The following is a 15,571-nucleotide window of genomic DNA, read 5'->3' as shown; positions in this document are numbered from 1 at the left end:
AATATGCTTTTTTGTTTATTTGTAAGAGTTCATTTACATTTGGAAATCTGCTGCTATGAAAACTTTATTATTTTGGAAAATTTATAGTTACGGATATTATAGAAATAACAAGAATTCTTGTTATAGTTATGTTATAGGTAATTAAGAAAATGGAATATCAAGAATGTAATCTAAATATAAGATATGATTTACCCAAAGAGGTCTGGACTAAGGTACCATTGGTTTATGAAAAAATGAATGGATGGATGGGATTCGGAAAAGATGGTAATGGAGAAAACGGAATTCCCTATTGGTTTAGTTATAATGAAGAAGAAAAATCTATATTAGCATCGGTTGAACCTAGTGGACTCCAATTTTCAGCAAATATGGAATTAAATGAGTGGACGGAATGGAAAACTAAATTTAAAAAAATCGCAACGGAAATTCTTGGATTTAAGGTTGGTGAAATAGAAGAAGGTGAAGTGGATCACGAAATTGAGTGGATAAAAAAATAAACCTATGAAAGAAAAAATAATTTTATTCATTTTTATTTTAATATCGAACATAACTTTTGCTTGTAGTTGTGACTGGGGAGGGAATTTCATTAAAGTAGCGAAAAAATCTGATCTGGTACTCTTAGTGAAGGTAATTAACACTAATTTTCATACAAGTAACGATAAAACTTTCTCAAATATAGATGAAGTTACAGAAGAAATATTAAAACCAAATAATTCTAAGATTGAATATTGGAATTCTGTAGATTTAGAGATTATTTCAATTCTTAAAGGAAAAGAAAATAGAAAAATAATTAGAATGTTTGGATCAGATGGAGGAGCTTTTTGTCGAGGTGGTATTAGGCATTTGAAAATAAATCATATGTATGTTATTTCTCCTAGTTTATCAAAAAATTCATTAGGGAAATTTTCAAATGAAAAAGATACTGATTATTTCTCGTGGGGTTGTGCAGAATACATTATTGAATATAACAATGAATCGAAAAAAGTTTATGGTTTAATAAAAGGAAAATCTGTTAGAAGAAAGAATATTTATTATGATTTTCAAAAATTAAAACGAAAAATAAATATTGAAAAACAATAGCTTAATAATTCAAACAATGAGAACTTACCCAGAAAACATAGAAGAACTAGAGAAAAAGCATGACTTTAGTTTTCCTATTAATCCGCAAAAATTAGAAACTATTCAGAGTAATCTAATTTTACGTCATGATATTGCATTTTTGTTTTTAAAATTAAGAATAGTAAACTCTCTACAAGAAAAAAATATATTTAAGAACGAAGCAAATCTTGATTCTTTTTTAGACAAAAAGTTTGACACTAGCGACCGACTTAAAATTTATAATGCTATAAAAAACAATATAGTCTTGTCGTTTAAAAAAGAGGAGAAATCATTATTTCATTACTTATTAAATAGTTTTTCGAGAAAGGAAAAACCAGACATTGATACTAGAGTAACAACAATCCGAGAGTTTATCTGTAGTATCATCAAGCAACACAGAATAGACATTAAAGAAAATTTTGAGCTGATCTTTAAAAAGGATATTAAAATTTACACATAATTACTTTAAAAACACACCCCTAACCCCTCTCAAGAGGGGAATTTGGCGACAAAAAATTAAGATGACATGATATTTGATGAAATGATTTATATTGAAAACATGAAACCTTGTATTAAAGAAAGAAAAACACATTACAACTCCAAATAAAATAAACTCGAAATTGAATAAAACATTAACCAGCATTCTCAAAGCTTTTCTGGCAACTTTGCTATACATAATCGGAATTGAACTTATTAGTTTATGTTACTTAATTGAAGAAACAATCGATTTTGAAAATTATGATAGATTTTATTATTTGATACAAGGATCATTACAACTAATTGGTGTTTTGATTTTTATGTTTATTATAAGAAAACGAACTTTTAAGCATTTGATTAAAACAACTCATTACAAATGGTATTTGTTCGCAGGAATTTTAGGAATTTCTTTTGTCTTTTTACAAACACCGCTTAAATGGGTTTATAATTTAATTTTTGATACAGAATACTCAATCGCTTATAGGTTTGATGGATTTCCAAAATTTAAAGACATAAATTGGATTTCCATAATTATGTTTATTCCGATTGGAGAAGAATTATTTTTCAGAGGTTACATCCAGAATAATCTTCAGAAAAAAACTAATGCAGTTGTGGCTATTTTATTAACCTCTATATTATTTGCTTCCATACATGCACCATATCTGAATTTGATATTTGAATTTTCAAAACAAGATTGGCATTCATTTTACTTGACATTTTTCGGTGGATTAATAGCAGGTTTATTGTATTTAAAATCTAAATCACTAGGACCTTCAATGATCTTTCATATGTCTTGGAATTTAATGGTAATGATAGTTTAAAAAATAGAATCTAGTACGACAAAAAAACTGAGTTAAAAGCATATTGAAATAATATTTTAATATGCTTTTTTGTTTATTTGTAAGAGTTCATTTACATTTGGAAATCTGCTGCTATGAAAACTTTATTATTTTGGAAAATTTATAGTTACGGATATTATAGAAATAACAAGAATTCTTGTTATAGGTATGTTGTATATCATTCAAAAAAACAAAAATGAATAAAGAGGAAAGAGAAATAATATTTAATCACCCTAAAACTGAACTAATTTTATGGCATAATTCAACATTAGAATTTAATTATAGTATTGCTATTAATTGGGCAATGGATATATTGATGAAAGGAATAGAATTAGATTCGATATTAATGCTGTCATCATTCAGTGAAAATGTCCGAAGAGAAGAAATTCAACCTTATGTAAAAAGTTGCATTTTTGAAATCGGATTAAAAGAGAAAAATGAGAATTATTCTTTAAAAACTGAAATTCATTATTTTATGTATTTAATAACTCAGAAAATTCAAATTAGAGAGAATTTAAATAAAATATATTCGATTTGTTTGGAAAATGATTTTTTAGAAGAATTACTGAAATTTTATTCCTTATATCACGCTTGGTATAATCTAGATAATGATATTTTCAATTATTATTACGAAGGGGTTGATTTGAAAAATATAGAATCGACAGTCATTAAAGAAGCTAAAGACTGGATTGAAAAAAATAATAATAAATAAAAAAGGTAATTCGACGTACACATACTAAGTAAAAAGCATGCTTCGCACGCTTTTTACTCTAATATGTTAGAAATAATAAAAAATGATTTTTCAACGAAAAGTAAAATACAATACTAGTCTAGAGGTGGATGTAATAAATCAAAGATTAATTTCTATTACTGAAAAGTTTCACACCAATAGTGATCACAATTTTAAATTTGAAGGAAAAATTAATTCTACTGGATTTAATATACTTCCTACTTTTAATTACAGTCCAAACAAACAATTAAGACCTGAAATTTTTGGTAAATATTTTAGTGAAGATAATTCAACAGAAATAGAGCTCAATTTTCAATTGCCAAGTGGACTAAAAATCCTCTTAATTTTTGCTTTGATTCTCAATTTAGGAATAGTGATTTTAATGATTAGTTTACCTGACTTAACAGACGAACCTTTTTGGGATAAATGGTGGGTAATCATTATATTTCTACCAATAATGTTTTTTATTTTTAACATAGGTTTCTTTTTGAAAGTTAATAAATCAGAAAGAATACTAATTGAGCTCTTAAAATTGAGATAAAAATCTTAATCAATTCAAAATCTAACAGTTAACCTTATTTAATTTAAAACACACCCCTAACCCCTCTCGAGAGGGGAATTTAAATGCTAAAAAATAAAATATGAAATTTAACCTTGATACGAATGAACTTTTTACAGACGAAATGAAGTTGATTAAAAAATTAGCTTGTCCTTATCATTTAGACGAAGATCATTTTGAAGACAGCGACTCCTTTTCTAAAAAATGTTTGATTTGTGAAAAAAAAGTTCTTGATACTGAAAATTTTTCTGACAAGGCTTTGGAAGATTTAATTAAAAAAAATCCTGAGACATGTTTATCTATTGATCTCAATCAAAAGAATGTTACGATAATAGCAAATACAACAAAACAAAAAATATAATAAATGGGACTTTTTGAAGATTTAGAGGCAATTAATAGCAACTCTAAAAAATACAGAGTAATCAAAACTGCTCGAAACATCGAAGAAATGAATGAAGCTGCTCGAAATGGTTTTAGACCATTGGTAAAAAAAGTAGAAGCTTCTGAAAAAATAAGATCTAAATACTCTATTTTCCAGCATATTGAAACAGGAGAAATTAAAAATATAGTTGATGCCCGAGAAGGTTTAAAATACCAACGAGATGAGAATTATATAAATGTAATTGAAAGAACGTTTTACTATCCATATAATTTTGAATCTCCTTTTGCAGCATATTTGGTTCCTAAGGATATTGAAGTTGGCGAATTGGTTTTTCTTGAAGATTTAATTGAAGACTTGGTAGGTTTTGAGTGGAATCAGGGTGTAACACATCGATTAATAAGCTGTGAAGCTAAATGGAATGGAGAATCTTTTGAGATTCTGTACAATCCAAAGAAACGAATCAGAATTAGAGGTTAAATATTTGAAAATAAATTAAATAAAATACTATGAAAAAACTATTAATATTCCTTTTTATACTAACATCTAATCTAAGTATAAATGCACAATCAAAAACTGTAGATTCTCTTATCGAGGAATTAGATAATGATCAAATTAACGGAACTTGTAATTATGTTTGGGTCTTAAAAGTAGACAGTAAAGCTGCGGATACACTTATTGAAATGGGTAAGCCTATAACTCAAAAATTAATATCTTTTCTTGAAGATCCAAATAAAGGAATAATTATTCATTACATATTATCAGAAATTTGGTATGAAAAATATTCTATGGGTCCTGTTCATCAAGATTTTACTATTTTGGAAGGCTATACAAGTAAATACATTTGTAATGAACTTTATTTTTATACTAAACACAGTAAAATGGTCGCAAAAAAACAAGATTTACACGAAAATAAGAAAAAATGGATTGAAAAAATTAAATTGTCTTCACAGATTAAACAATAGTTTTTTTAATATATAAATACTTTAAAACACACCCTAGCCTCTCTGAAGAGGGGAATTTTATTATTTATTAATCTTGAATTAATGAATGCTATATAAATATTCAAAATGAAAACATTAGCAAACCCCTATAATTATCAAATATTTATTAATAAAACTAAGATAAAAACTCCTAATGGTATTTTAGAATTTAAGAATGATACCATAGATCTTTCTTTAGAATTCTCGGTAGTGAAAAAATATCATGATTTTGAAGATGAAGATGATTTGTTAATTATTACAGTGAAAGTTATAGATAAGTTTGATAAATGTTGGGCAAAAAAAATAGTGATTGATAGTTATCAGCTTTGGGATATTTCTCCAGTCAATAAAATGTATTTCAGTAAGATGTTTGAGGGAAATATTTTGATTGAGGACTTAAAAGGAAACTCTGATACTAGAATCATAAATCATATTGTTTTAGATAGGAATAATATTGAAATCGTTTTTGAAAAGTACTTGGAATATAGTATCGATCTTGTGAATTATGACTCCGAAAATGAAGCTGAAATTCCAGAAACTTTAGGAGTTAATATTCGATTTAAAAGTAAATATCAAGATTATGAGCGACAATTATCTTATTCTATTTTAACGGAAGAATTATTTAGAGAAGCTATTTTTTCTAATTTATCGAGTGATTGGGAGGTTGTTGAGAATTGAAAATACAACCTCCACTACTCTATTTTTTAAAACTATACCTGTTTCATTATTTTATGTTCAATTTATTTTTTGAATAATAATTTATGATTTTAGTAATTGCTGGATTTCGTAAACTTTTTCTTGGATAAGCTAATCCAACCTCTCTATAATATTTTGGACCATTATACGGAAGAACCTGAAAACCATACCAACCATCTACAAAAGCTTCAGGTAGAAAAGTAATTCCTAAACCTGCCATAAGCATTGTCAATGTTTCTGTTTTTGTTGAACAATTTGCAACTGTAGTCATTTTATGGCTTTCAGAATTCAGAATAGATAAACATTGCTTATGCGCTTCACAAGGCGGACAATGAATAAAAGTTTCATTTGCTAAATCATTCATTTCTATTATTTCTTTATTTAATAAATGATGTCCGTCTGGAATGCATAAAACATAATCTTCTTTCCAAAGTGGTAAAAACAAATCTTCTTCATTTTTCCATTCTCTAACCAATAAATTAATCTCATTTTCTCGTCCTATTTCTTTTGTAACCCACTCTACGGAGTCACATAAATTAGAAGAGGTTCTAAAAAACTGCTGTTTATGTTCTTGGGGTAAACTTTCAGCAACACCTATTTGTATTTTATTCTTAAAATTCTCTCTAGAAAAAATTTCATTCAGCGATTGAAATTCCGAAACCAATCTTTTAGCTACAGGATATAAATAATCTGCTTCAATCTTCAACTCTACTCCCTTTTTATTTCTTTCAAAAAGCTTTTTACCTAATTCTTCTTCTAACTGTTTTATCCCATTTGATATATTGGGTTGAGACACAAAACATTGCTGTGCAGCACGGGTTAAATTTTTTTGTTCATAAACTGCAATAAAAAATTTTAACAACCTTACATCCATAATAAAAACTTATAATATTCATTTAAAATTAGTATTTCCACACTCTAAAACAAGCACTTAACTTTGCATCGTACAAAATTTAGTAATTACTGATTTAGAAAAACAAAATTATTATTTATTTAACTTATAACAAAAAATGAAAAATCTAATTTTAAACACCAAATTAATAACAATCTTAATTTTTAGTATTATGTTTAATATAAATGCTCAAACTAAAAAATCAGATGCTACTTATGATGTAAAATTTGTAGCAGGAAAAAACAAGGTCAATTTTTTAAGTGAAGGTACTCGAATAGCTGGAAATTTATTTGTTCCTGAAAGCTATAGTCCTGATGGAAATTTCCCTGCCATAGTATGTATTACTCCTGCAAGTGGTATAAAAGAACAAACTGCTGGAATCTACGCAGAAAAATTAGCGAAAAAAGGATTTATTACTTTGGCTTTTGACCATAGAACTTACGGAGAAAGTGGTGGTTATCCTAGAGGAATGGAAAATGCGCCTATGAAAGTAGAAGATATTAAAAATGCAATTTCATTTATTAGAACTGTTCCTGGAGTTAATCGAGAAAAAATTGCGGAATTAGGAATTTGTTCAGGTGCAGGATATAGTATTCAAACTGCAATTTTTGATCAACGTGTAAAATCAGTTGCAACAGTAAGTGGATTTGTTGATTTCATAGACTACGGTTTAGGTGGAGCTACACAATATGCTGATGTTTTAAAAGGGGATAAAGTAGCACAGTTTCAACAACAAATAAAAATGGGAAGTGAGGCACGTCAAAAATACTTTGAAACAGGAGAAGTAGTTTTAGTTGACGGAATTCCTGTTGACAACTCAGGAATGGGAGAATTTTGGAATAGAGCAGCTCAATATTATCGTAATCCAAAACGTGGAGGACAATTTCCAACATATACACCTTTAAGAGCAGCAATGTCATTGGATACACGTTATTTCTTTAACCCAAGTGAGCAAATGGAACTTATGTCTGATAGACCTTTTTTAGCGATTATTGGTGATAAAGCTTTATCAGCTTATTTTAGTGAAGTTGCTGTAGACAGAGCTAAGGGAGATAAAGAGTTATTTAAAATTAAAGATGCAACACATTTTGATTTATATGATCAAGAACAATATGTGAACCAAGCAGTAGAAAAGCTGACTTCATATTACAATAGAACATTGAACTAGAAAATAAATAGTTACAACTAAAATTTAGAGTAGAAGATATAAGTAATACATCTTCTACTCTATTTTTTTTTAAATTTATAAATTAAACATTATCACGTTTAAATTCTTTTGAGGGAATTTTAATTAATCTAAAACACACCCCTAGCCCCTCTCAAGAGGGGAACTGACAATCTTTATAATTTTACATAAAATCAAACGTGATAAAGTTTATTATAAAGAATTAAGATACTCTAAATATTTTGGAACACTTTTTTCAATCCATTCATCAGAAGTATTTAATTCTAAACCATAAAAGGCAAACAAAGGACGATAATCAGCTTTTATATAATCAAAAGTCAATTCAAAAGGAGTTGTCAATTGCTCTAGTGTATATTTATATTTAGCACCTTCATTATATTCTTCCACATCTATTCCGACAGATATTGCTAAACCAATTTTTTTATCCGCAACTTTGTAACCACTTTTACTTCCAAATGCCCAACCATACGTCAGAACCTCATCTAACCATTTTTTTAATAATGGAGGACTATTAAACCAATAAAAAGGAAATTGAAAAACAATTTTTTCATATTCTTCTATAAGTTTTTGCTCTGCTTCAACATCAATTTTTTCATCTGGATAAGCTTTATATAATTGATGAATATGAAAGTCTTCAGGGTATTTTTGCAACTCTTCAATCCATCTTTTATTAATTCTAGAATTTTCCACATTAGGATGTGTTACAATTATTAACGTTTTCATATTAAATAAATTTTAAATTCGCAGTGCAAAGGTACTTATTAAAGTAATATTCATTATATTTACTACCAATTGTAAGGTACTAATAAAAATGTAAGTAATGACAAAAATCAAGGAATCATCGACTCATTTTGAAAACAAAAAAACATTAGAAAAAGAATGTTTAATAGTCTATGCTTCAAATATAATAGGTGGACAATGGGCTTTATCTATTTGTTGTTATTTAATGGATGGAAAACTACGATTTGGTGAGCTAAAAAAACTTCTTCCAAATATCACCGAAAGAATGTTGACACTGCAATTAAGAAAATTAGAAAAAGATCAAATTGTAAAAAGAACGGTTTATGCTGAGGTTCCTCCTCGTGTTGAATACGAATTAACTTCTGTAGGATATAGTCTAAAACCTTTAATGGATAGTTTGGAAACTTGGGGAAAGATGCATCAAGAAACAGTTGAATAACTCTAGTTTTTGTTTATTCATTCTTTTTCATTTACATTTGAAAATCTGCTGCTATGAAAACTAAACTATCAAAGAAATTTTATGGTTATAGATTTTATAGAAATAACGAGAATTCTTGTTATAATATAAAGTTCAATAATAAATGATTAAAGAAATAAAAAAAATTATAAAAGCATATAAGGAAAAATGGTTCGTTCCAGTACTTTTCGCAGCTTTCTGTGGGATTATTGGAACAATTACAATTTTCATTCAGAATGAGATAATTTTCTATATTAGTTTATACCTACCTTTTTTGGCCATTCTAGCTTCTGGAATTACAGGAATAATTAGAATTTTTATGAAAAATTATAAAGCTGGTATTCTTCAAATAATTTCAACTGGAATGTTAGGTTTAGTTGGATTATTTATCATACTTGGTATTATCTTTAGGTTGCACCCATATGATTTTTATGCAGATTCATTGAAAATTCCAGATAATATAGAAATAAATATTCCTAAAGGGCAAACTTTTGGATTTTCAGATGAAAATAAACCAGAGCCAATCCGTATTCCAAAAGATAAGGATTTCGAACTCTATAATGCTTCTCAACCTGGTTTGTATAATTATGAAATATGGTTATCAAAAATAGATAGTGGCAAAATCTATTTAAAAGCTTATGAAATAACTAAAAATGATGGATTATCTGAAGGTATGTTAAGAATGAAAAGCGAATTGATTATTGGACATTCTAATGATTCTCTTATTAAATATGAGACAAATGATTCTTTTACAATCTATGAAGGAGATTGGGGAAAACCGTATGCAGCAAGATTTGAAGTTTGGTACAAAGCCAACAATTCAAATGAAGATATAAAACTTCTTGAAAAGAATTATAAAATTGAGGGGTGGCAGAGATAAAACAATTCAAAAACCTAAAACATATTGAAATTCCGTTTAATAAAAACATTAAATCCAATTAAAATTTATTTATAAAAGATTGAAATATGAACAATAAAATTGAATTAAAAACTAAAAAAATATTATTACGAGAAATTGAATATTCGGATATTAAAAATGTTTACAAAGGTCTTTCAGACTCAAAGGTTATTAAGCATTATGGAGTAAGTTTTCATAGTCTTGAAGAAACAAAAGAACAAATGGAATGGTTTGCAAAAGAAGAACAAAAGTGGTTTGCAATCTGTTCATTAGACAATGAAGAATTTTATGGTGCAGGAGGTTTAAATGATATTTCAAAAATGCATAAAAAAGCAGAAATAGGACTTTGGCTTTTACCTGATTATTGGGGTAAAGGTATAATGAAAGAAGCAATGGAAATCATCTGTAATTTCGGTTTTGAAAAATTAAATCTTCATCGAATAGAAGGTTTTGTCGATTCTGAAAATGTAAAATGTAAAAAAGCAATGTCTAAAATCGATTTTGAATTGGAAGGAACTATGAGGGATTGCGAGATTAAAAATGATAAATATGTGAGCGTAGATATTTATTCGAGATTAAAAAAATAAAAATGATTTCTAAACCACTAAGAAAGTATTAAAATGAATCTATAAAAATAGCACCCTAAAATTTAAATACTAAATAATACTTAATTCTCATCTTTAAATTTTAAACAAAAAAACACTCTTTTTTATAAATATTTAATTAGTTCTATTACATTTGAAATCGAGTTTTTAAAAAGCTCGATTTCAAATAAAAACTAACTATAAACATGAAACATTTAACAGACATCCACGCAGAATCATTTTACACAACACTTACTGAGAATGCACAACTTATTTTAGAATTGGCAACAGCTATAGATGAGGAAGGTGAAACAGTTGAATATTGGTGGTTTGAAGATGCAATGGAAGAATCTGAAGAAGAAGAAACGGAATTAAACGACCACGGTTTTGCATATTTTTATCAAGATAATAAAGTATATCAAGTTATTGTTTACATTGAAGATAATGAAGCAACTGGTGTTAATGAATTAGAACAAGAGGATATAGATTTCTTAATTCAAACTTTGAAAGAAGGTAATGAAGATTTTCAAGATGACGATGCATATTTTTATGAAGAACATGCTTGGGCAAAACAATTCGTTTCAGATAATACGCAAGAAGTTGCAACACAAGTAAACATGAAGTTTGAAGGGGATTTCGGTACTTTAAATATCACAATCGAACCTGACGGATATACTTTTGGTCAATATCAAGGAAAAGGAATGTTAGAAGGTACTTTTAAAAATGATGAATTTAGCGGAGAATGGCGAAATAAAGGTATGGAAGGTCTTATTGAATTTTCTGTGAGTGATAATAAATTAATTGGTTCTTGGAAAAAAGGTTTGGACAAAGGAGCAATGAGAGGAAAATGGGAAGGAGATTTGATTGAGAGTAATTAATAAAAATGATTAAGCACTCTTGTAGCAATAATCGTTTTTTTCATCAAAAGCTTTCATTTCTTAACAACTTGAAAATTAAAATATAAAAACATCACACTCCTAACCCACCTCAAGAGGAAAATAAAAAAATGAATATAGAACAAACGAAGCATATTGATAAAAACAAAACGTTAGTCAATTCTTTTATAAGCATCATTCAATCTTATGTTATTGAAATTCAAAATGCACCAGAAGAAAATAAAAAAGCACTAAAAGGAGGTTTAGATATCGCACTGCGTATTCTTACTGGATCACATGCTTCGTATGTTTCTCAAAAAGTTTTAGATCATTTAAACGAAAAAAACATAAAGGTTAATCCTTTCGATTTGATTTGGGAACAAAGGAATTTAATGGGGCATGTTGAAATTAATAATCGAAAATATTCTATGGCTGTTTGGGAGCATACAATTCCTATCAAACAATTTAGAGAAGAACTTATAAAAATAAAAGATAAAGATCTTATCGAAAAAGCTATTTATCAATATCCTGGAGTTGCTTGGATTTCTAGAGAGGAAGACATCAAGTTAAACAAATTAGGTTTTCAGACTAAACGACCTGGAGGTTTTTTAGAATGCTACCGACAAGCAGGTATTAGTTTAATCCATGAACAAAATTATTGTTTTTAAATTAGGAAAATAGGAAAAGTATTTGAGTTAATTTCAGAAAACATGGTGCTCCAGAAAGTTTTGAAGATGTTGCTTCTTTTAGATGCAAGCATTGTAAGAGTATATATTATACATTTCAGTTTGGTTAAAAATATAAAACATTTGAAAATTCATGAAAAAGAAAATTAAAAAAACCTCCTTAATTCTTTTAATTATATTCCTAATTTACGATAATGGATTGATACCTTTCTTGCATATACACTACTATACTAGTACAGAAAAAGCCTTTGGTTCAATTTGTGAAATCCAAGATGGAGCATTAGCTGGAGAGGAAGAAATCAAATATCAATTTTCACTAAAAAATGGTGATACTTTATATTTTGGTAATGGTACTCGAATAATAGAATTAAGAGAAAAAGAAGAATTAAAACTTGGAGCTGGAGCTTACATCCCTTTTTACAAAAGATGTTTTCCTTATGTAAAATTTGAATGCTTTGATTCTAAAAACAAACGTTTTTTAGGTGATTTCGGTTTAGAACATGAATTCTTAGTAAAAGGCTTTATTAGTAGACCTGATTTAAAAAAAGAAGTTTACACTAGTTATATCAATCAAGCTCTTTCAAAATTAAAATTAAAAGAAAAATATATTGATGATCCATCAAATCCACCAAAAGAAATTTCTACAGGTTTTTGGAATGCTCATCAAACAATTTTATTTGATTTAACTAAAGCAAATGAAAAAATTGCTCCAATTCGAAAATTCAATTTACATTTTGGAAAAACTCAAACAAAAGATTCTATTTTATTTTCAACACATCTAGGATCTCCAGAACAATATCATCATGAAATAATCACTTCTGATAGAAATTCTGAAAATGTCATTGTAAAACGTTTTACAAACAATGGAAAACTAATTTTAGAAGCTCATTTTGAAGAAATTTGGAAAAGAAAAAACTCTATATTCAAACCCATTCCAGAAAGCATGAGAAGTTCTTCTGGTTTATCTTTATTTAAATACAGAAAATCTCTTAAGGATGATTTTACTTACATTGAAAATTAAAAAACATGGAAAAATTTAATCTTGAAACAGCTAATTTTAAAACAGAATTAGAATTAAAAGAAATTGATACAATAACTATTGATTTTAAATTAAAACTTGAAAGCAACAGTGATTCGGAACTGAATCTTTTGATAAATGATAAAGCAATTAATCCTGATCCTGAAGGAATGGGGTCTTTAGACTTTTTAGATTTAAGTGGTGATTACAATCCTCTTGAGATGTTTGTTTTTGATTATGAAGAAAAGAAAATTTTAATATTAAAACCTTTAGTTGAACTAGAAGAAGAATATGTTATTTTAAAAATCATGAATGAAAATGATGATGATTTAGTTTATGAAATGGTTTTTAAAAACTGATTTTTTATTAGAATCTTATATTCATTAAAAAGTTTTAAATCTAATAAGATGATTTTTTTAATCCATAACACACCCCTAACCCCTCTCGAGAGGGGAATTTAATAATCTGAATATCTTAAAAATAAATTAAGATCATAGTTAACCTTCTTTTCTAATTTTATTGATTCATTTATAACTTGTATCGTTGAGAAAATCTTTTATATTTGACCACTTGTAAGTTTTAATAATATTTAATCTATCGTATTTTCCATAAAATGACTTTAAAATCTACATATAACTGTATTATTATAGATGATGAGCGTTTTGCTCGTGAACTGATTGAGGATTATTTAAAAAGTTATCCAGAGTTTGTAGTTATTGGAAAATACAAGAACACTTCACTTGCTAAAGAAATTTTAGAATCTGACGAAAATATTGATCTTATCTTTTTAGATATTCAGATGCCAAATGAAACTGGAATTGAATTTTTAAAGAATAATACAATTCAGCCTAAAGTAATTTTTACCACAGCTTATTCTGAATATGCTCTAGAGAGTTATGAATTAAATGTTGTGGATTATCTTTTGAAACCTATTACAGAAGATCGTTTTGACAAAGCGATTCAAAAACTAAAAGTTCAATTAAATACGGAAGAAAAAGCAAAAGCTTTCGAACTAATGGAAATTGAGCCAAATAATTTTATCAAAATAAAAACTGGTGCAGAAATTCATAAAATTTATTTCAATGAATTAATCCGTTTACAAGCAGACGGAGAATACATAAAATACTTTACAAAAGAAAAAACATACCTCATCTTAGGAAGTTTAAAAAAACTTTCTGCGCAGCTCCCTCCCCTATTTATCCAAATACACCGAAGTCATGTAATAGCTTTATCTGAAATAAAAGGAAGAGAAAATTATACGATTATTTTGAATGATTTCACTGAAATTCCAATTGGCAAAACCTACCGAACAAAAGTTTTACAACAACTAAAATCAATGGGATTCTAAAATACTTCTTCCCAAACTTTCCATTTACTGATTATAGATTTCCATTTACTGAATGTTAGTTAAATTTCTTTTCGGCTAACGTAAAAAGCTATTATTTTGTCTATACAAAACTGAAATAAACATAGTTAGAAATCTTAATCGTATATAAAAATGAAAAAAGCAAATGTTATTTTAATCTTAGTTGTTGTCATTTTGTCCAGCGTATCTAATGTTGGTTTTGCGCAAAGACAAAACAAAAATCAAAAGATTAATCCGGAGAGAATTATCAAATTTCTTGATAAGAATAATGATAAGAAAATAAGCAAGGAAGAAGCTAGTAATAGAAAAAAACTTTCAGAAAACTTTGATCAACTTGACGCAAATAATGACGGTTATCTTACAGCAGATGAATTAAAAGGTCCTGATGCTACAAAGACAAATCGATATACATATTTAGAAAGCGACGGAATATTCATGTATTACGAAACGAATGAAAAAGATCTTTATCGTAAACTTTTACCTGAGCAATTTGAGATGCCAGATCAATTGTTAGTATTCACATTTATCAGTGATTTTTACAAAATGGACGCAGAAACACAACCATATAAAGAAACTTCTATTTTTCTTTTAGGTAAATATAAAGGACAAGAAATGTGGCATTGTGTTTATATGCCAGTAACTAGCCGAGAATCTATGATGGCAGGAAAATATCGTTTAGGACTTCCGAAAACTATGGGAGAAATCGATTTCTACCGTTACGACCCAGAATATAATGCAAAAGTAACAGACCATAATAATGGTAAAGTTTCATTAAGTATTGATACAAAAAATCATTCATTGAGTAATGAACAAAAAGAATTATTAAATGAATTATCAGTTATTCCAAAAATGAATATTCTGAATGGTGAAGTTATAGAGATGACAGGTGGAAGAAACGGGAGTATTTTTGATTTAGCCGAAAGATTTCCTAGTAAAGTAGTGATTAAAAGTGGTGAAGGAAACATCGAATTTGATATGTCCGCTCAAAAGAATAATACAGATGCTAGTCCATTAGGTTTAGAGCCAAGTAAAATCCTTGGAGCTTACTATTTATCTAATAAAATCCCTTTCAGACTAGGAAAAAAATAAATTAACTATTAAACATAAATC

At 27.7% G+C, this 15,571-nt stretch carries 22 protein-coding genes; 20 read left to right on the top strand and 2 right to left on the bottom strand.

What is annotated here, in order from left to right:
• Positions 1–233 precede the first annotated feature (233 nt).
• The 10 genes from I0K12_RS09760 to I0K12_RS09715 all read left to right on the top strand — a co-directional run bounded on the left by I0K12_RS09760 (position 234) and on the right by I0K12_RS09715 (position 5,740).
• Positions 234–494 (top strand): hypothetical protein, encoded by a 261-nt coding sequence (locus I0K12_RS09760; protein WP_196887522.1) that lies wholly within the window; start codon positions 234–236, stop codon positions 492–494.
• A gap of 4 nt (positions 495–498) precedes the next feature.
• Positions 499–1,077: a hypothetical protein gene (locus I0K12_RS09755; RefSeq protein ID WP_196887520.1), complete on the top strand. Its 579-nt coding sequence runs from the start codon at positions 499–501 to the stop codon at positions 1,075–1,077.
• Between the two features lie 16 nt (positions 1,078–1,093).
• Positions 1,094–1,555 carry a hypothetical protein gene (locus I0K12_RS09750; RefSeq protein WP_196887518.1) on the top strand — a complete coding sequence of 154 codons (462 nt, stop codon included), beginning with the start codon at positions 1,094–1,096 and terminating at the stop codon, positions 1,553–1,555.
• Positions 1,556–1,715: 160 nt separating this feature from the next.
• Positions 1,716–2,393, top strand: a complete 678-nt coding sequence (locus I0K12_RS09745; protein WP_196887516.1) for a CPBP family intramembrane glutamic endopeptidase — start codon at positions 1,716–1,718, stop codon at positions 2,391–2,393.
• 214 nt (positions 2,394–2,607) lie between these two features.
• Positions 2,608–3,123, top strand: coding sequence for a hypothetical protein (locus I0K12_RS09740; RefSeq protein ID WP_196887514.1), 516 nt, complete (start codon positions 2,608–2,610; stop codon positions 3,121–3,123).
• A gap of 82 nt (positions 3,124–3,205) precedes the next feature.
• Positions 3,206–3,682 carry a hypothetical protein gene (locus I0K12_RS09735; protein WP_196887513.1) on the top strand — a complete coding sequence of 159 codons (477 nt, stop codon included), beginning with the start codon at positions 3,206–3,208 and terminating at the stop codon, positions 3,680–3,682.
• Between the two features lie 100 nt (positions 3,683–3,782).
• Positions 3,783–4,061, top strand: a complete 279-nt coding sequence (locus tag I0K12_RS09730) for a hypothetical protein (RefSeq protein ID WP_196887511.1) — start codon at positions 3,783–3,785, stop codon at positions 4,059–4,061.
• Positions 4,062–4,064: 3 nt separating this feature from the next.
• A complete protein-coding gene (locus I0K12_RS09725; protein ID WP_196887509.1) occupies positions 4,065–4,559 on the top strand; it encodes a hypothetical protein in 495 nt (164 codons plus the stop codon).
• Positions 4,560–4,588: 29 nt separating this feature from the next.
• The gene (locus I0K12_RS09720; RefSeq protein ID WP_196887507.1) at positions 4,589–5,044 is read left to right on the top strand and encodes a hypothetical protein; all 456 of its coding nucleotides are present in this window, start codon (positions 4,589–4,591) and stop codon (positions 5,042–5,044) included.
• A 105-nt stretch (positions 5,045–5,149) separates the two neighbouring features.
• Positions 5,150–5,740, top strand: a complete 591-nt coding sequence (locus I0K12_RS09715; RefSeq protein WP_196887505.1) for a hypothetical protein — start codon at positions 5,150–5,152, stop codon at positions 5,738–5,740.
• Between the two features lie 46 nt (positions 5,741–5,786).
• Here I0K12_RS09715 and I0K12_RS09710 read toward each other — a convergent pair whose 3' ends face one another.
• Positions 5,787–6,632: a LysR family transcriptional regulator gene (locus I0K12_RS09710; protein ID WP_196887504.1), complete on the bottom strand. Its 846-nt coding sequence runs from the start codon at positions 6,630–6,632 to the stop codon at positions 5,787–5,789.
• Between the two features lie 136 nt (positions 6,633–6,768).
• Here I0K12_RS09710 and I0K12_RS09705 point away from each other — a divergent pair, with 136 nt between their 5' ends.
• On the top strand, positions 6,769–7,818 hold the full coding sequence (locus I0K12_RS09705) for an alpha/beta hydrolase (RefSeq protein ID WP_196887502.1): 1,050 nt from the start codon (positions 6,769–6,771) through the stop codon (positions 7,816–7,818).
• Between the two features lie 210 nt (positions 7,819–8,028).
• On the opposite strand, the gene I0K12_RS09700 is transcribed toward I0K12_RS09705, so the two are convergent.
• Positions 8,029–8,559, bottom strand: a complete 531-nt coding sequence (locus tag I0K12_RS09700; RefSeq protein ID WP_196887501.1) for an NAD(P)H-dependent oxidoreductase — start codon at positions 8,557–8,559, stop codon at positions 8,029–8,031.
• Positions 8,560–8,656: 97 nt separating this feature from the next.
• Here I0K12_RS09700 and I0K12_RS09695 point away from each other — a divergent pair, with 97 nt between their 5' ends.
• The 9 genes from I0K12_RS09695 (at position 8,657) to I0K12_RS09655 (ending at position 15,550) form a co-directional block, all read left to right on the top strand.
• A complete protein-coding gene (locus tag I0K12_RS09695; protein WP_196887500.1) occupies positions 8,657–9,016 on the top strand; it encodes a winged helix-turn-helix transcriptional regulator in 360 nt (119 codons plus the stop codon).
• Between the two features lie 142 nt (positions 9,017–9,158).
• Positions 9,159–9,914, top strand: a complete 756-nt coding sequence (locus I0K12_RS09690) for a hypothetical protein (RefSeq protein WP_196887499.1) — start codon at positions 9,159–9,161, stop codon at positions 9,912–9,914.
• Between the two features lie 86 nt (positions 9,915–10,000).
• Entirely contained in the window at positions 10,001–10,519 is a 519-nt protein-coding gene (locus I0K12_RS09685; RefSeq protein ID WP_196887498.1) for a GNAT family N-acetyltransferase, read from the top strand.
• A gap of 203 nt (positions 10,520–10,722) precedes the next feature.
• The gene (locus I0K12_RS09680; RefSeq protein WP_196887497.1) at positions 10,723–11,394 is read left to right on the top strand and encodes a hypothetical protein; all 672 of its coding nucleotides are present in this window, start codon (positions 10,723–10,725) and stop codon (positions 11,392–11,394) included.
• Positions 11,395–11,522: 128 nt separating this feature from the next.
• Positions 11,523–12,059: a hypothetical protein gene (locus I0K12_RS09675; protein WP_196887496.1), complete on the top strand. Its 537-nt coding sequence runs from the start codon at positions 11,523–11,525 to the stop codon at positions 12,057–12,059.
• 151 nt (positions 12,060–12,210) lie between these two features.
• The gene (locus tag I0K12_RS09670; protein WP_196887495.1) at positions 12,211–13,098 is read left to right on the top strand and encodes a hypothetical protein; all 888 of its coding nucleotides are present in this window, start codon (positions 12,211–12,213) and stop codon (positions 13,096–13,098) included.
• Positions 13,099–13,103: 5 nt separating this feature from the next.
• Entirely contained in the window at positions 13,104–13,454 is a 351-nt protein-coding gene (locus I0K12_RS09665) for a hypothetical protein (protein ID WP_196887493.1), read from the top strand.
• 254 nt (positions 13,455–13,708) lie between these two features.
• Positions 13,709–14,443 carry a LytR/AlgR family response regulator transcription factor gene (locus I0K12_RS09660; protein WP_196887491.1) on the top strand — a complete coding sequence of 245 codons (735 nt, stop codon included), beginning with the start codon at positions 13,709–13,711 and terminating at the stop codon, positions 14,441–14,443.
• A gap of 150 nt (positions 14,444–14,593) precedes the next feature.
• On the top strand, positions 14,594–15,550 hold the full coding sequence (locus I0K12_RS09655) for an acetoacetate decarboxylase family protein (RefSeq protein WP_196887489.1): 957 nt from the start codon (positions 14,594–14,596) through the stop codon (positions 15,548–15,550).
• The last annotated feature ends 21 nt before the right edge of the window (positions 15,551–15,571 follow it).

This window comes from Aureivirga sp. CE67 (assembly GCF_015767245.1).
In the GTDB taxonomy this organism is placed as follows: domain Bacteria; phylum Bacteroidota; class Bacteroidia; order Flavobacteriales; family Flavobacteriaceae; genus Aureivirga.
The sequence above is the reverse complement of the archived record's forward strand: the minus strand, read 5'-3'. Positions and strand labels throughout refer to the sequence as shown.

Coding starts and splice junctions, on each gene's coding strand:
- I0K12_RS09760 (WP_196887522.1), top strand. CDS start 234: ATGAATGGATGGATGGGATTCGGAAAAGATGGTAATGGAGAAAACGGA.
- I0K12_RS09755 (WP_196887520.1), top strand. CDS start 499: ATGAAAGAAAAAATAATTTTATTCATTTTTATTTTAATATCGAACATA.
- I0K12_RS09750 (WP_196887518.1), top strand. CDS start 1,094: ATGAGAACTTACCCAGAAAACATAGAAGAACTAGAGAAAAAGCATGAC.
- I0K12_RS09740 (WP_196887514.1), top strand. CDS start 2,608: ATGAATAAAGAGGAAAGAGAAATAATATTTAATCACCCTAAAACTGAA.
- I0K12_RS09735 (WP_196887513.1), top strand. CDS start 3,206: ATGATTTTTCAACGAAAAGTAAAATACAATACTAGTCTAGAGGTGGAT.
- I0K12_RS09730 (WP_196887511.1), top strand. CDS start 3,783: ATGAAATTTAACCTTGATACGAATGAACTTTTTACAGACGAAATGAAG.
- I0K12_RS09725 (WP_196887509.1), top strand. CDS start 4,065: ATGGGACTTTTTGAAGATTTAGAGGCAATTAATAGCAACTCTAAAAAA.
- I0K12_RS09720 (WP_196887507.1), top strand. CDS start 4,589: ATGAAAAAACTATTAATATTCCTTTTTATACTAACATCTAATCTAAGT.
- I0K12_RS09715 (WP_196887505.1), top strand. CDS start 5,150: ATGAAAACATTAGCAAACCCCTATAATTATCAAATATTTATTAATAAA.
- I0K12_RS09710 (WP_196887504.1), bottom strand. CDS start 6,632: ATGGATGTAAGGTTGTTAAAATTTTTTATTGCAGTTTATGAACAAAAA.
- I0K12_RS09705 (WP_196887502.1), top strand. CDS start 6,769: ATGAAAAATCTAATTTTAAACACCAAATTAATAACAATCTTAATTTTT.
- I0K12_RS09700 (WP_196887501.1), bottom strand. CDS start 8,559: ATGAAAACGTTAATAATTGTAACACATCCTAATGTGGAAAATTCTAGA.
- I0K12_RS09695 (WP_196887500.1), top strand. CDS start 8,657: ATGACAAAAATCAAGGAATCATCGACTCATTTTGAAAACAAAAAAACA.
- I0K12_RS09690 (WP_196887499.1), top strand. CDS start 9,159: ATGATTAAAGAAATAAAAAAAATTATAAAAGCATATAAGGAAAAATGG.
- I0K12_RS09685 (WP_196887498.1), top strand. CDS start 10,001: ATGAACAATAAAATTGAATTAAAAACTAAAAAAATATTATTACGAGAA.
- I0K12_RS09680 (WP_196887497.1), top strand. CDS start 10,723: ATGAAACATTTAACAGACATCCACGCAGAATCATTTTACACAACACTT.
- I0K12_RS09675 (WP_196887496.1), top strand. CDS start 11,523: ATGAATATAGAACAAACGAAGCATATTGATAAAAACAAAACGTTAGTC.
- I0K12_RS09670 (WP_196887495.1), top strand. CDS start 12,211: ATGAAAAAGAAAATTAAAAAAACCTCCTTAATTCTTTTAATTATATTC.
- I0K12_RS09665 (WP_196887493.1), top strand. CDS start 13,104: ATGGAAAAATTTAATCTTGAAACAGCTAATTTTAAAACAGAATTAGAA.
- I0K12_RS09660 (WP_196887491.1), top strand. CDS start 13,709: ATGACTTTAAAATCTACATATAACTGTATTATTATAGATGATGAGCGT.
- I0K12_RS09655 (WP_196887489.1), top strand. CDS start 14,594: ATGAAAAAAGCAAATGTTATTTTAATCTTAGTTGTTGTCATTTTGTCC.